Genomic DNA, 14,808 nt, shown 5'->3' on the forward strand with positions numbered 1-14,808 from the left:
CCTACTGTTCATCGTGTTGGAACTGTCACATGCCGGCCAATTTGCTAAGGACCCTTTGGACCAGCTCCGCAATGGGATACTTGAACAGAAGTAGCGGCAACATCGGCAGCAACGCAGCGATCACGGCAGTTATCATCAGACGCGTGCTCACCGGGATCCAGCGCATATTGCGCACGATTCCGACGCTGTTGGACAAATCAGCCAGTGACTGCAAATCGGCTGTGCCCAACAAGGGATCCGTCGGAATAGCGGACGTGTTCAGCCATTTCTTCTCAAAGTCGTTCACGTAACGCGCCGCAAAGACGATATAGTCGCTCAAACCCTTCTCCTGGCAGGCCCTAAGCCTGAAGGCGAAGACGCACGGGGGCAGAAGTATCAACGCCAAGTCCAGGATAAGAGTGACCATAAGCGCGGGGTAGACCACCTCGAAGAGCGCCCTCCCCGAGGAAATTTCCTCAGCGAAAGATGCGGACACAAGTATCGATATCGCCAGCACCAAGGCGGTAAAATGGCTCTGCACAACTTCCAGATATCCGAGCCCCGCGGCAGCGTCGGGATGAATCGGCACGAGGTGGAGATCCAGTTTCGCCAAACGCCAGAGGAAGCGGCACCAGAGGGCGATTCGCCAAATCCAGCGAAACATCAGAAAGCGAAAAAGCGGCAGGCAAACGATCCAATACCACAGACCTGCTAAGGGAACATCGCTTAGGGTTCGGGCCGGCTCGAGCGCCGCCGTTTTTCCCGAAATGTGCAACTGCGCGGCAAACAACGAAATCAGCACGGCAGCCAACAGGCACATTGCTTCTGGCAGCCAAGCGTCTTTCCATCGGACTGTACGTGCGATTTCGAAATTTAGGGCCGGCAGCATGTTGCCGGGTACCACCCCGGAACGCACGATCGTGCTGACAAAGTCCTCCAACCGCGGGTCCAATGACGATTCGCACAAGAAGAGCAGCGGAATGACCACCAACAAGCGAACATGCCCGGCGATCATCGAAAGCGAAAACAACCTGTCACTGACGCCCTCGATGAGTGCTAACGCCAGAAAGATTGACCACAAGAACAAACCCAGGGCCAGCCCCAGCGCCACCGTGTTCGTTTCTCTGCGTACGAGGCCCAAGCGCCGTCCCAGTTGGTGAAGCGGGCCACCGAGTAGTGAGAATTTCTCAAGTCTTCCAGGTTCTTCCATACTTCGTGACTCGACTGCCAACGAACTCATGTTTTTCCTTCGTGACTTGACGCGTCGTCTGAACGGTTTCCCGCCAATGATAAAGGACCTCCTGCCGAAGGCGTCTGCGTGCTCCTCAAACGCGGCGGGAGCCACACGCAAATCGAGCGTCCGCGTCGCCAAGATAACGCATGTTATCCCATGTGCTTCGCGGCACGTCCAATAATCTGCACTGGGGACGATGATGACGGCTGCGCCTTAACGGATAATGATCCGACCCGTCGCGTATCATTGGGCAAATGGAATGTGCTTGCGCGGCTAGTGCCAGGGATCGGCGTTCACCCGGAGAACCCCTGGTAACTATTGATGCATGCCAACGTAGGTTTCCTGAGCAAGATTCGAGCATTCGCTTGTGCCGTGCAGCAAAACCTAAAAGTTCGCATGGAACCTTCGTACCCGTTTCTAGTTACACTAAGTGTATCTCGGCTAAATTTTGGGAGGCTTCGGTGGAACGACGCGCTTTCTTGAAACTTCTCTGTATTGGAGCGGGTGTGGTGGCAGTTGCGGCGCCCGCGGAGGCTCTCACTTCATTTGCGCCACTCGCCGCGCCGGGCCGTGATCCGGAGCTTGCACCGCAGTCGGGCGTCGCCACCTCGAAAGACATGGAAAGCACGCAAGTCGAGAAGGCATGGTATGGTCATTGGCGTCGGGTTAATCGGCGTCATTGGCGCCGGGTCCGTCGCGTTAATCGGCGCCATTGGCGTCGGGTCGGTCGGCGCTATTATTGGTGATCGCGGCCACGGAATCCGGGTCGATCATCATTTGTTAAGGCGATGAAATTGACGCTACTAAAAAAGCTGCTCGCATCGGCGCTCGACGTCGCGGTCCGGCGTGAAGTATGGGAGCGCACGCAATGGCAACAGCCGGATTGACCACCATACCGAGCAGCTTTGGGCCGAAGGACACAGCGGACCGGCTCGAGGCCGAGATCAAGGCCAAGGGCATGACCGTGTTCGCGCGAATCGATCATGCGTCGGGGGCGGCGGAGGCGGGTTTGCCGCTGCGGCCCACCGAGCTCTTGATTTTCGGCAATGCCAAAGCGGGGACGCCGCTCATGCAGGCCAGCCAGGCCACCGGCATCGATTTGCCCTTGAAAGCGCTGGTTTTCGAGGATGCGGCGAGCAACGTCTGGCTGGCCTACAATGATCCGCGCTGGATCGCGCAACGGCACGGACTCGCCGCTGCGGACATCCCGGCGGCCGTTGATGCCATGGCCGCCGCGCTCCATGCCGTTGCAGCCAAAGCAACGAAAACGCCCTAATCGAAGCCGGCTTCACTGGCGCAAGATTTGCTCCTTCTTGATGCCGCGTCCATGCGGCGAGTGGCGCGCGGCCCTTTTGTCGCAAAGACGACGAGCGGTTTGGCTGGCGCGATGAAGTCCTTCCACCGAAGCCGCGAAATGTGTGAATGGGACGACTTCGCCCAGGACGCGCAGTCGATGCGCGCTCGTCTCGCGGAAGGGTTGGCAGGTCAGCTTTCTCCGTTCCAGTTTTTGACAGTGCCCGGCGTCAGTGCCCGGGAGCAGCGGGACTGTTCCGAGCTTTGGACAAAGGATCGCCGCGCGCGGAGTGTTGCGATCCGCAACGATCTTGCTTTTTGTTTCGATGATGCCGCGCGCGAAAAAATTCGCATCGGCTATCTCTCGAACGATTTTCAGGATCATGCGACGCTGTTGCTGCTGATCGAGATGTTCGAGGCGCATGACCGGGCGCATTTCGAGCTGCATGGGTTTTCCTTCGGCGCCGATGACGGCAAAGCGATGCGCCGCCGCCTTAACGACGCTTTTCACACGGTGCATGATGTGTCGGTGATGAGCGACGTCGCGGCGGCGCGCGCCATCCATGCCGCGAACATCGATATTTTGGTCGATCTCAAGGGATTTACGCAAGGGGCGCGGACCGGCATCCTGATGCTGCATCCCGCGCCCATTCAAGTGAATTATCTCGGCTATCCCGGAACCTTGGGCAGCGGCATCTGCGACTATATCGTCACCGACTCCTATATGACGCCGATGGAGGACGCAGCCGATTATTCGGAAGCCTTCGCCTATATGCCGCATTCCTATCAGCCGCATGGACGGACGGGCACGATTGGCCGCAGGCCGTCGCGATCGGAGGCTGGCTTACCTGACACGGGCTTCGTGTTTTGCTGCTTCAATCAGGCGTTCAAATTGACGCCACCGGTTTTCGATCTCTGGTGCCGCATCCTCGAGGCGACGCCAGGAAGCGTGCTTTGGCTGCTCGCCGCGGAGCGAGCCGAAGGCAATTTGCGCGGCGAGGCGCTGCGGCGCGGGATTGCCATGAGCCGCCTCGTCTTCGCCCCCGATGTGGGGCAGAGCGATCATCTCGGCCGGCTCCAGCTCGCCGATTTGGTGCTCGATACGGCGCCCTATGGCGCGCATACCACGGCAAGCGACGCGCTGTTTGCCGGCGTGCCGGTTGTGACCCAGGCTGGCGACACCTTTGCCTCGCGCGTTGCCGGGAGTCTTCTGCACGCCGTCGGCCTTCCGGAATTGATCGCCGCGAATGCGGAGGACTATGTCACCCTGGCGGCGGGGCTCGCCGCCGGCCCGGCCCAGCTCAACGCATTGAAGGCAAAACTCCAGCGCGAACGGCTGACCGCGCCTTTGTTCAATGTGGCCGCCTATACAAGCGCGCTGGAAGATCTCTACGAAACCATGTGGAGCCGCCGCATCAAGGATGCATGTAGCCCAATATGGGCTGCGGTGAAGTGAGCTTCTGCGCCCCTAAAGCACCATCGTCATCCGCGCCTTTCGTATGATCGTAATCAATTCTGCACAAAACCTACACATGGCCTGTCTAAGGGTCGTGCGGCTCCGCGCGCTTCGCGCAACAATGGCCATCTAGGGGGATATTCTTGAAAAGGCTTCTGCTTTCAACCGCGTTGCTTTCCGCAACGCTGACCGCCGGTCATTTGGCCATCGCTGACGAACGTCATGACAACAACAAGCTGACGGTCGCCGTCTTTGGCGATTGGCCTTACAATCAAAATCTGCTGACCAATGCGCCGCTTCTGATCAACTCGATTAACGCTGATTCAGATGTCAGCCAAGTAATCCATGTTGGGGACATTCATTCCGGCAGCTTTCCCTGCACGAGCGCCGGCATTCTGCCCCCGATCTCCACATCAAATCCGGGCTGGAATCAGGCGATCTATTATAATTTCCAGCAGTTCAAGGTGCCGTTCGTCTACACACTGGGTGACAACGAATGGACCGACTGCCACAAGACCAAGGAATTCAAAAGCGGCGCGCCGCTCAATGAATTGGCGAGTGTGCGGGGTCTGTTTTTCGCAAGGCCTGGCAAGACTCTCGGGCTCGAAGAGAAAGACGTGTTAAGTCAGTCAAAATATTTCGATCCAGCCTTTCCCGCTGATGCCCAGTTTGTCGAAAACGTAATCTGGGAAGATGCGAAAGTGGTGTTCGTGACCGTGAACTTGCCGGGCTCGAACAACGATACCGTGCCTTGGACAAATGGCTTCGAGAATCCGGCCGCTCAGGCGCAAGAAGTCGCCGATCGTACTGCCGCCGATATCCGGTGGCTGCAAGCCGCCTTCAAACTGGCGGCGACGGCACATGCGAAAGCCGTCGTTATTGCTCTGCAAGCCGATATGTGGGATCCGTCCGCCCTCGTTGCCGGCGGCGATGGGCTCTCCGCTTATACGCCCTTCGTGCAGCAATTGGCGACTTCCAGCATTAAGTTTGGCTTGCCTGTGCTTCTCCTCAATGGGGACTCGCATCTCTTCGAGGTGGATCACCCGCTCGCGGTTCCAACCAGTGCCACGGGCTTGATCCATAACACACCGCCTGTGCCGAATTTGACGCGCATCACAGTGCAAGGCTCGACGAACAAGCCGGGCGAGTGGCTGCGCCTGACCATCGATACCCGCATGCCTGGCGTTTTCAGCTGGAAGAACGTTCCCTATTGCAACGATCCGCTGACCAGCTGCCAATAACGGAAAACTTGGACAGATCCGTTTTCAAAAGCGGATCTGCCTTCTTTTTTCAGCGCGTCACGAGATCGGCGATCATTCCGTTGGCGGCTGCGGTGAGGGCGAAAAACATGGCGAAATCGACGCGGTTGACGGCGACGAAGAGACCCACATCGCGGCCCGGTGCGAAAGCGATATAGCTCATGAAACCAGCGCCGCCGCCGCTTTTGGCGATAACCGTTGGATGGATGCCTTGCGCCGCGACGGAGACCCAGCCGAGCCCGAGGCCAGCCATAGGTCCCGCGTCGTCGAAGCCGATCGCCGCCTTCAACGCCTGGCGCTGGCGATAGATGGCATGGCTCATGGCCAGCGGCCCGTCGGTGTCCTCGATGTTGTGGCGCAGCCAGCGAGCCATGTCATTGCCGGTGCTGTAAAGGCCGCCGCTGCCGTCCGTGGCATGGGTATCGACGCAAGGGCCGGTGCCGCCAAGGCCACTGCCGGTCATGAGCCGGGCGCATTGCTCAGGCGTTGGCGAAAAGCCGGTGTCCGCCATGCCGAGCGGGATTGTCACGCGCGCCCGCAAAAGATCGGGATAAGACTGCCCAGCGGCGGTTTCGATGGCGTCGGCGAGGACATCGAAACTCACATTGGAATAGGAGGCGACGCTGCCGGGTTCCCAGGGGAGTTTGTAGCCTGGGAGCCATTTCCAGCGATCCGCCCGCGTCGGCCAGGCGCGCGCGAACACGCCGTCCGGCACGTCGCCCATCTCGCGCGGCAGGGCGGCGGTATGGGTCGCGAGATCCAGCAGTGTCACTGGGCGAGTGCCGAATGTGGGCAGTTTCGTTTTGCCCGCGTAGCGCTGCAGCGGATCGGTAAGGGCGAGCTTGCCGTCGGCGGCGAGCGAGGCCAGCACCTCGGTGGTGAAGACTTTGGTGATAGAGTTCAGACGCAGAAGGCTGTTGCCGTCCGGCGTGTGATTGTTGCCCTTCTCGGTTTCCCCATAGCCGAGCACGATGCTGTGGCCGCCGCGCACGAGGACAAGGACCATGCCCGGAGCGCCCGACATCATGAACATGACGGGACCGCCGAGATCGGTCACTGCGGCGAGGACCGGGTCGGCCGCAGCCGGATCGGCGCGGGTCGGTGCCGATGCTATGAGCGCGAAGATCAGCGAGAAGACAATGTGCCTCATGGAACTGTCTCCGCTGCTGATTTTTCCCAGTTGTCCGGCGTGCCCGCCGGAACGGTTGTTCCATAGCGTGCTTCGAGCAGATCATAAAGCAGCCGCGCCGCCTGGACTTCGCCGCCTTCCGGGCGGCCAGGCTTTGTTTTCGGGGTCCAAGCATAAATGTCGAAATGCACCCAGGACGCAGTGCGCTCGACGAAGCGGCGCAAGAACAGCGCCGCTGTGATCGAGCCCGCGAAAGGTCCGCCGGAAATATTGTTGAGGTCAGCGATCTTACTCTCAAGCAAGCTGTCGTAAGGGTCCCACAAAGGCAGCCGCCAGACGGGGTCCGCGGCGTCGGTGCCAAACCTCCCGATATCGGCGGCAAGCGCGTCATCCATCGTGTAGAATGGCGGCAAGTCAGGGCCGAGCGCGACCCGCGCCGCGCCTGTCAGAGTCGCGAAATCGATGAGAAGATCGGGCGACTCCTCGTCGGCCAGTGCCAGCGCGTCGGCAAGAATGAGCCGTCCCTCGGCGTCCGTGTTGCCGATTTCAATGGAGAGACCTTTGTGGCTCTCATAGACATCGCCCGGCCGGAATGCATTGGCGGAGATCGCGTTCTCGACGATCGGGATCAGCACCCGCAAGCGAATGGGGAGTCCCGCCTCCATGATCATCGACGCCAATGCCAGTGCGGTGGCGGCGCCGCCCATATCTTTTTTCATGAGCAGCATGGCGGCGTCAGGTTTGATGTCGAGGCCACCCGAATCGAAACAGACGCCCTTGCCGACAAGGGTCACTTTCGGGGCCGATTCGTTGCCGAAGCTGAAATCGACCAGACGCGGCTCTTTTTCGGCGGCGCGCCCGACGGCGTGAATGAGCGGCAGATTTGCTTCGAGCAGGGCTTCGCCGCGTGTAACCCCGGCCTCGGCATGATGCTGCGCGGCGAGCGTTAAGGCGGCGGCTTCAAGCGTCTCGGGGTTCATATCGTTGGCGGGCGTGTTGATGAGATCGCGCCCGAGAATGACGCCGCGCGCGATGCGCTCGATCCGCGCGGCATCGACGCCATCAGGCGCACAAAGCCGCGGATGATCACCACTGCTGGTTTTGTAGCGATGGAAACGATAGGCCGAGAGGAGCCAAGAGAGCGCGGCAAGGGACGTATCATGCGGGCTGTTGGCGAAGCGGTAGAGGCCGGGCGGCAGCGACGCAGCCAGTTGGCCCGGAAGCAAAAAATCGCGGGTACGGGTCTCGACGCTTTCGATTGCAAAGAGGACAGCGGCGATCTCGCCATCTGGGCCGGGCAGGATTTGCGAGCGGCCGGGTTTTGGCTCGAAACCGCAGGCGCCCGCGAAACCTTGCGCGGATAGCGGGAGAGACTCGCGGATTCTTGGCCATGTCTCCTTGGTGACGAACCAGATGGGCACCGCAGCTTGGGCGGATTCAGACCGGACCAGCATGGAAACTCCTAGAAAAACAGCAATTGGCGTAGCGTCAGCGCGACGCAAGCAAAGGGCAGGCTTAATAGCTGATTGGCTCTCGCGCAAACCGCAAATCGCAGCGCTCCGGGGGCATGGCGGACCCAATGAACCTATGGCCTGACCCACGCCGCGATGAGTTTAAACAAAGCTGCCGCCCGGCCCGCGCCGCGGCCATCCTTTCGCGCGGGATGCTGCTTGTGGCCGCGCTCTGTTTGGCGGGCTGCCAGTCGACCGGCGAGCCGGATATCACGGGCGCGATCGGCGGTGCCTCCGAACCGGATCCGCGGCATGCGGCGGAGGACTGGGGACGCCGCTACGACCGCAGCCCAGATGATAAGGCGGTCGCGCTGAATTACGCGCGGGCGCTCCGAGACTTGTCGGAACATGCGCAGGCGGCCGCGATTTTGCAGCGGCTTTCGATAAAATTTCCGCGCGACGTGGACGTGCTCGCGGCCTATGGCAAGGCGTTGGCGGATGCGGGACGGCCACGCGAGGCAGCGGAAGTCTTGGCGAATGCACATACGCCCGAGCGGCCGAATTGGTCGGTGCTGTCGGCGCAAGGCTCGGTCGCCGATCAACTCGGCGACCATGAGCGAGCCCAAGCCTATTATACGGCGGCGCTGAAAATCGTGCCGGCGCAGCCGCATGTTCTGTCCAATCTCGGGCTTTCCTACGCGCTTTCCAAGAAATTGCCGGAGGCCGAAAAGGCATTGCAAGAAGCAGCGGCCGGGCCCGGCGCAGATCGGCCGGTGCGCCAAAATCTTGCTCTCGTGCTTGCGCTTGAAGGCAAATTTTCCAGCGCCGAGGAGGTGGCGCGGCGGGATCTCTCTCCTCAGGATGCAAGCACCAATGTGGCGGCGATCCGCCGGATGATCGCCCAGTCGAACACCTGGAAGCAGATCCAGGCGCTCGACAGCAAGCCTGGTCCTGGCGCCAAGGCGCACATTGGCTTCATCCCTGAATAGCTGGTTCCGATACAAGTTTCAGCGAGTACAAAAAGTCAATTGGCTATAGGTTTATACTTAATAACGAGGCCTGATTTGTAGGATTGATACTTATAGCTGTTCCGCCATAGCTTCATTGTTCCAAGTAATAACGTTAAATCGATTTGGGACTGATGCCATTTAAATACTTTAGATGGCCACACGCGAAGTTTGGCGGGCACCCGCAAGCCCGCTCTTTTTTGGAAGGGAAAGGCATGCATCTCATTGATTTGATGAGCTGGTTCGACGAAGGATTTACGATGATCGCCCTCTATGTGATGCCGTGGATCCTCAAATAGCCTCTGGTTCTCCCAGCACGCAAACCTGCCGCTGACTCCGCCGGGCGGTGTCAGCGGCGGATCAGTTCATTTGAACAGCGGGATCAACCGATCTTGATCGACAGCGTCTCCAGCCCGGCAATCGTCGCTTCGATCTTGTCGCCCTTGACGACAGGCCCGACCCCGGCGGGGGTGCCGGTAAAGATGAGATCGCCCGCGCAGACTTCGACGAGCTGCGAGAGATAATGGACAATTTGCGGAACGCCCCAGATCATGTCGCCGACATCGGCGCTCTGACGCAAGGTTCCATTCACTTTGCATTGGATCGCGCCCTTGGCGACGACGCCGCTGTACATCTCCGGCGTAATCGAGGAACAGGGCGCCGAATGATCGAAAGCTTTCGCCATCTCCCAGGGCCGGCCCTTTTTCTTCGCCGCGTGCTGCACATCGCGTTTCGTCATATCGAGACCGACGGCATAGCCGAAGATCATATCGTTGACGTGTTCGGGCGGAATGTTTTTGCCGCCCATGGCCATCGCAACCACCAGTTCGACCTCATGCTGCAGATCTCTGGTGCCCGGCGGATAGGGCATGGTTTCGCCATTCTGCAGGATGGCGCTGGCGGGCTTCATGAAGAAGAACGGCGGGTCGGCCTCGGGATTGCCGCCCATTTCCACCGCGTGCTCGCGGTAATTCTGGCCGACGCAATAGATCCGCCGCACCGGAAACGGTTTGGTGGACATTGACATGAGCGAGATGATCGGCGGCGTGGCGAAGGCATAATCGCCCATGGGGTCAAACCTCTGTTACGAAAATTTGGGGAAGATTTCGACTTGCCGTTGGGAAGCAAGCCGTCTGCCAAGCGGGGTCGCCCGCGAAATCTTTAGGCCGCAACAATCGCGTTCATTCTATTTCCCGACCAATTCGACAATGCCCCCGTGGTTCGCACAAATATCCGGCCCGCGCGTTGCGTAGGAATACAACCCATCACGGCAAAGTGCTGTCGCACCTTGATGCGGAACCGCTGTTGGCTTGTGGACGCAAACACCCTCAGCGTTGAGATAATAGCCGTGCGCGCATGTCTGCGGGACATATTGTGCTTGTGCCAGCGCCGGGGTTGCGGCGGCAAACATAGCTGACGCGAGGAGAATATTTTTCAATTTTAAAACCCCTATTTGAAGATTTTCAGCCTGTCTAAAATCTGAAATCAATAGGATTCCTCAACTCATTCTATGTCCACCCAAGTGTCCCGCGTTTACTCTACGTCGAGCGGTTCGGTACCGCTGGGGCGGCCATCGGCGGCAAATGTGATTTTTTCGATTCGCTGCTCGGCGCTTTTGAGCAATTCGCTACAGTGCGCCTTCAAGGCCGCGCCGCGCGCATAGATCGCAATCGATTCCTCCAGTTCGACGGTCCCTTTTTCGAGCCGATCGACAATTTGTTCGAGTTCCTTGAGCGCCGCCTCGAAGGACAGGGCAGCGATGTCTGGGTCGGTGGCGGGCAAAATCGCCTCTTTCTCTCGGCTACAACTAAAAATGCTGTAGACGCGGTTGAAAGTCAGCGCAACTCCAGAGCGAAAGGGGCGCCTTCGAAACAATTGCGCCCGCGGCCGATGTTCGTGATGGCTGCAACCATCCGTCCGTTGCGGCCAAGCTTGGCGTCGGCGATGGCAACAAGCCGGGAATTGGGCGTCGCGGTCGGCGAATTCATGCGCACGGCCCGGGCGATGTCGGCCTCATCGCGATCCGGGCGCAAGGCGCAAGCGGCGATGAAAGCCGCTGCGGTCGAGCGGCTGACGCCCGCCCAGCAATGGATCAACAGAGGCTCCAGCTGGTCCCATGTCCGCACGAAATCCAGCAGACGTTCGACATGCGACTCGTTCGGCAGCGTATGGCCTGGCTCCTCGATGACAATGTCGGAGAGAGTGACGACGAGATGTTTGTCGGCCGTGATTGCGGGCGGCCGCTTGACCGGCGTGCCTTCGTTGATCAGGGTGACGAGGCTGCGTGCCCCGCTCGCTTTGACCGTCTCCGGCAATCTGGAAAGGGGACACACATGAATGCGCGGGGCCACCATCGTCCTCCAACTGACAAAGTTTGCCGCGAATCGATTCGCGGCTTCTTTTGGCGCATTTAGGTGTCATTTTCGCGAATTTCGACCCAAATCCGCGTGATTTGCGGGTAATAGCTGTTCGAGTTCGGCCAAGAAACGCGCCGCGGCGACAGCTGGCGTCCACGGTTCCCAGGGTTTGCCGCCATAGATCGCGCACAGGGGATCGGCAGCCAGGACTTCATAGGGAATCCGCAACGTGTTGCGCACTTCGCTCTCCGTCCAGCCAACCACATGGACGGCCTCGGAGGCGGCGGCGATGCGGTCTGCCCGTTTGTGCGCCTTTCTTTCCCCCGGTGTCCAGGCGGTCAAGCCATAGCGGAGGGCAACAGCGTTTTCGAGCCTATCGGTCAAGGTGCGATAAGCCTCGCCCAGAAACGGCTTGATCACCGAAATACAATCGAAGCCGAGCAGGCCTTCATCGGCATCGTGCAGCAATTCGTGCAGCTCAGCTACGGGGTTTGCAACACCAGCAAACCGTTGCCGGTGCAAAGCCAGAACCAGAAGCGAATGCTGCGCCACCGAGAGCGGCAACGGCCACGCCGAGTGGCCGCCCCAGCGGTAGGTCCGCGCCAGCCCGAGAGCGAGGTCCTTGTCCTCCCAGTCAAAGGGCGTCGGGTTCAAAAGATCGAGGCGTTTGCCGGACGGCAAGCGAACCCACGCCCGGACTTTCTTCATCGGCGGCTCGCATGTGCGTGGCATTCCTTGTGCCGCCAGCAGCTGACGAGGTGGTCGTTCACCATGCCGGTCGCCTGACAAAAGGCGTAAACGACGGTCGGGCCGCAGAAATTGAAGCCGCGGCTTTTGAGATCCTTGGCGATACGCGCCGAAAGCGGTGTTTGCGCCGGGATTTCGCTCATGTCGCGATATTTGTTTTGAAGGGTCTTTCCCTCGAAAAACCCCCAGAGGTAGTTGGAAAAGCCCTCGGCGTCTTGGATTTTCAGATAAGCGCGAGCCGATGAGACGCTGCTTTCGATCTTTGCGCGATTGCGGATGATCCCCGCGTTTTGCATGAGCGTTTCGATTTTCACGCGGTCGTAGCGGGCGATTTTTTCAGGATCGAAATTGTCGAAGGCGATACGGAAAGCTTCACGCTTGCGCAGAATCGTGATCCAGGACAGCCCGGCCTGAAACCCATCAAGGATGAGTTTTTCATAGAGCGCCCGGCTGTCCCGCTCTGGTATCCCCCATTCCTCGTCGTGATAGGCAAGATAGAGCGGATCAGTGCCGGGCCACGGGCAGCGCGGTTTGTCGGCGGCGGAAGAACGTGCGCGGGTTTCCTGCATCCCGCTAGGAAAGTCACAGCTAGGGCCGTTTTTCAACCCCGGCGGCGGCGGCGATGAATTCGGGCGGCACAGTCACGTCCACGATGGAGTCCCCGGCCGTGATCGCTGCGCCCGCCGCGCGTGCTTCTTCGAGCCGGTCAATCCGGAGCGTCGCCAGCCCCTCGGCTCCGGCGGTCGAGCTAAGCTGGCCGATGTTGGTGTCGCCGGCCATGACCGGGGCACCTGGCTTCGGCGCTTTACCCTCGAAATGGATCTTCACGATACGTTTGCGGGCCGATTTGCGGAAATGCACACGGGCGACGACCTCCTGCCCGACATAGCAGCCCTTTTTGAAATCGACGCCGTTCATCACATCGAGGTTGATGTCATGCACAAAGGCATCGCCATAGGTAAAATCGGCGCCGCCCTTTGGCACGCCCTGGGCAATCCGATGCGCCTCATAAGCGGCCTCGCCAGCGTCTTTAATCCGGGCCAGCTCTTCTCGGGATGCGATGATTCGCAGGCCCATGCCGGGTGCCCGCGGGTCGCGGTAAACAACACCTTCAACCTCTGCCGGTGCCTCGCCGCCTAAGGTGGCGGCCACGCCCAATTGTTCCGATTTGTCGTTAATCGCGATTTTCGCCCGCATCTTATGGAGATTGAGGCGCTTGACGAGATCGCCCGCTTGCGCCCGCACGCAATCGAAGAGATAGCCGGCGTCCGGCCCCTCTGGCATCGGAACCACAAAGAAATCGAACAAAACTTTGCCTTGCGGCGACAAGAGCCCGGAATAGCGGCTTTCTCCTTGCGGAATATCGCGCACACTGTTGGTGATCAGCCTTTGCAGAAAACCCGTCGCCTCGGCGCCCGCCACTTCGATGACGCCGCGATCGCTCAAGAGACACAATTCCATTCCGTTCCTCGACTTTCCGCCATACCGTTTGTAGATAGTCCGACAATGAACAGGCGCAAGCCGAAGCCGCTTTGCAATGGATGAGCCAGTGCCCCAAAGTTTCGATATCCTACTGAAGGGCGGCACTGTCGTCGACCATACTGGCGAAAGCCCTCGCGATATCGGCATAAGGGCTGGAAAAATCTCCCAAATCGGCGATCTTTCCCACGCCAGCGCTGGCGAGACCATCGACGCCACCGGCCTCCACATTTTGCCGGGCGTGATCGACACGCAGGTGCATTTCCGCGAGCCCGGCGCAACGCATAAGGAAGATTTGGAGACAGGCTCCCGCGCGGCGGTCATGGGCGGCGTCACGGCCGTTTTCGAAATGCCGAATACGAACCCCTTGACCACCGGCGATGCCGCGCTCGCCGACAAAGTGGCGCGCGCGACAGGCCGGATGCATTGCGATTTCGCCTTTTGGGTCGGCGGCACCCATGACAACGCCCGCGATATACCCGAACTCGAACGGCTGCCGGGCGCGGCGGGCATAAAAGTGTTCATGGGCTCTTCGACGGGTTCGCTTCTCGTCGCCGATGATGCCGGCGTTGCCAGCATTTTGAGTCAAACCCGGCGCCGCGCTGCGTTCCATAGCGAGGACGAATTTCGCCTTGAGGAACGCAAGGACCTGCGGATCGCCAACGACCCGTCCTCGCATCCCGTCTGGCGCGATGAAATCGTCGCGCTGCAATCGACGGAGCGTTTGTTGCGCATCGCGCGGGAACAGCACGCCTTGATCCATGTGCTGCATGTGTCGTGCGGCGAGGAAATGGATCTGTTGGCGGCACATAAAGACATTGCGAGCGTCGAGGTGACGCCCCATCATTTGACTCTCAGCGCGTCCGACTATGCGCGGCTCGGCACCAAATTGCAGATGAACCCGCCGGTCCGCGACAAGAGCCATCGCGACCGGATCTGGTTCGCGCTGACCCAAGGCATCGCCGATATTTTGGGCTCCGATCACGCGCCGCACACTTTGGAGGAGAAAGCAAAACCCTATCCGCAAAGCCCATCCGGCATGACGGGCGTGCAGACGCTCGTGCCCATCATGCTCGATCATGTGAACAAAGGGCGACTGTCGTTGTTGCGTTTTGTCGATATGACGAGCGCCGGTCCCGCGCGGCTGTTCGGGATTGCGGGCAAGGGACGGATCGCGGTGGGCTATGATGCCGATTTTACGATCGTCGATCTGAAGAGCCGCCAGACAATCGAGAATCGCTGGATCGCCTCGCGCTGCGGCTGGACGCCCTATGACGGCAAGGAAGTGACGGGCTGGCCGATTGGCACCATCGTTCGTGGCAGGAAAGTCATGTGGGAAGGGGAGCTTGTGACTCCTGGGCAGGGTGAGGCGGTACGGTTTCTGCAGGCGCTATAAAAGGCGGATGATAAATGTTCA

General features: G+C 59.8%; 15 protein-coding genes. 6 read left to right on the top strand and 9 right to left on the bottom strand.

From position 1 onward, the window contains the following. Positions 1 to 25: 25 nt before the first annotated feature. Complete coding sequence (locus tag QEV83_RS12765) at positions 26 to 1,120, bottom strand: hypothetical protein (RefSeq protein ID WP_280128105.1); 1,095 nt, start codon at positions 1,118 to 1,120, stop codon at positions 26 to 28. A 347-nt stretch (positions 1,121 to 1,467) separates the two neighbouring features. On the opposite strand from QEV83_RS12765, the gene QEV83_RS12770 reads away from it, so the two are divergent. From QEV83_RS12770 to QEV83_RS12785, 4 genes are all read left to right on the top strand, one after another. Continuing rightward, positions 1,468 to 1,959: a twin-arginine translocation signal domain-containing protein gene (locus QEV83_RS12770; RefSeq protein ID WP_280128106.1), complete on the top strand. Its 492-nt coding sequence runs from the start codon at positions 1,468 to 1,470 to the stop codon at positions 1,957 to 1,959. 122 nt (positions 1,960 to 2,081) lie between these two features. Continuing rightward, positions 2,082 to 2,489: a DUF302 domain-containing protein gene (locus QEV83_RS12775; RefSeq protein ID WP_280128107.1), complete on the top strand. Its 408-nt coding sequence runs from the start codon at positions 2,082 to 2,084 to the stop codon at positions 2,487 to 2,489. A gap of 138 nt (positions 2,490 to 2,627) precedes the next feature. After that, positions 2,628 to 3,962 (top strand): UDP-N-acetylglucosamine-peptide N-acetylglucosaminyltransferase, encoded by a 1,335-nt coding sequence (locus tag QEV83_RS12780; protein ID WP_280131054.1) that lies wholly within the window; start codon positions 2,628 to 2,630, stop codon positions 3,960 to 3,962. Between the two features lie 143 nt (positions 3,963 to 4,105). After that, a complete protein-coding gene (locus tag QEV83_RS12785) occupies positions 4,106 to 5,203 on the top strand; it encodes a hypothetical protein (protein WP_280128108.1) in 1,098 nt (365 codons plus the stop codon). A gap of 49 nt (positions 5,204 to 5,252) precedes the next feature. On the opposite strand, the gene ampH is transcribed toward QEV83_RS12785, so the two are convergent. Both ampH and QEV83_RS12795 read right to left on the bottom strand, forming a co-directional pair. Continuing rightward, positions 5,253 to 6,371 carry a D-alanyl-D-alanine-carboxypeptidase/endopeptidase AmpH gene (gene ampH / locus QEV83_RS12790; RefSeq protein WP_280128109.1) on the bottom strand — a complete coding sequence of 373 codons (1,119 nt, stop codon included), beginning with the start codon at positions 6,369 to 6,371 and terminating at the stop codon, positions 5,253 to 5,255. Then, positions 6,368 to 7,804, bottom strand: coding sequence for a leucyl aminopeptidase family protein (locus QEV83_RS12795; RefSeq protein ID WP_280128110.1), 1,437 nt, complete (start codon positions 7,802 to 7,804; stop codon positions 6,368 to 6,370). Before QEV83_RS12795 ends, ampH begins: the two co-directional genes overlap by 4 nt. Before the next feature lie 125 nt (positions 7,805 to 7,929). On the opposite strand from QEV83_RS12795, the gene QEV83_RS12800 reads away from it, so the two are divergent. Continuing rightward, positions 7,930 to 8,790: a tetratricopeptide repeat protein gene (locus QEV83_RS12800; RefSeq protein WP_280128111.1), complete on the top strand. Its 861-nt coding sequence runs from the start codon at positions 7,930 to 7,932 to the stop codon at positions 8,788 to 8,790. 400 nt (positions 8,791 to 9,190) lie between these two features. Here QEV83_RS12800 and QEV83_RS12805 read toward each other — a convergent pair whose 3' ends face one another. From QEV83_RS12805 to QEV83_RS12830, 6 genes are all read right to left on the bottom strand, one after another. Beyond that, complete coding sequence (locus QEV83_RS12805; RefSeq protein WP_280128112.1) at positions 9,191 to 9,877, bottom strand: fumarylacetoacetate hydrolase family protein; 687 nt, start codon at positions 9,875 to 9,877, stop codon at positions 9,191 to 9,193. A 464-nt stretch (positions 9,878 to 10,341) separates the two neighbouring features. Next, the gene (locus QEV83_RS12810; protein ID WP_280128113.1) at positions 10,342 to 10,590 is read right to left on the bottom strand and encodes an exodeoxyribonuclease VII small subunit; all 249 of its coding nucleotides are present in this window, start codon (positions 10,588 to 10,590) and stop codon (positions 10,342 to 10,344) included. 53 nt (positions 10,591 to 10,643) lie between these two features. Then, a complete protein-coding gene (locus QEV83_RS12815; protein WP_280128114.1) occupies positions 10,644 to 11,162 on the bottom strand; it encodes a protein-tyrosine phosphatase family protein in 519 nt (172 codons plus the stop codon). A 63-nt stretch (positions 11,163 to 11,225) separates the two neighbouring features. Continuing rightward, complete coding sequence (locus QEV83_RS12820; protein ID WP_280128115.1) at positions 11,226 to 11,897, bottom strand: phosphohydrolase; 672 nt, start codon at positions 11,895 to 11,897, stop codon at positions 11,226 to 11,228. Then, positions 11,870 to 12,481 (bottom strand): DNA-3-methyladenine glycosylase I, encoded by a 612-nt coding sequence (locus tag QEV83_RS12825; RefSeq protein WP_280128116.1) that lies wholly within the window; start codon positions 12,479 to 12,481, stop codon positions 11,870 to 11,872. The genes QEV83_RS12820 and QEV83_RS12825 overlap by 28 nt, the downstream gene beginning before the upstream one ends. A 19-nt stretch (positions 12,482 to 12,500) precedes the next feature. After that, positions 12,501 to 13,373 (bottom strand): folate-binding protein, encoded by an 873-nt coding sequence (locus QEV83_RS12830; protein WP_280128117.1) that lies wholly within the window; start codon positions 13,371 to 13,373, stop codon positions 12,501 to 12,503. An 88-nt stretch (positions 13,374 to 13,461) separates the two neighbouring features. Between QEV83_RS12830 and QEV83_RS12835 the strand changes: the two genes are divergently transcribed. Next, entirely contained in the window at positions 13,462 to 14,787 is a 1,326-nt protein-coding gene (locus tag QEV83_RS12835; protein WP_280128118.1) for a dihydroorotase, read from the top strand. The last annotated feature ends 21 nt before the right edge of the window (positions 14,788 to 14,808 follow it).

The sequence above is a fragment of the Methylocapsa sp. D3K7 genome (assembly GCF_029855125.1).
Classification (GTDB): domain Bacteria; phylum Pseudomonadota; class Alphaproteobacteria; order Rhizobiales; family Beijerinckiaceae; genus Methylocapsa.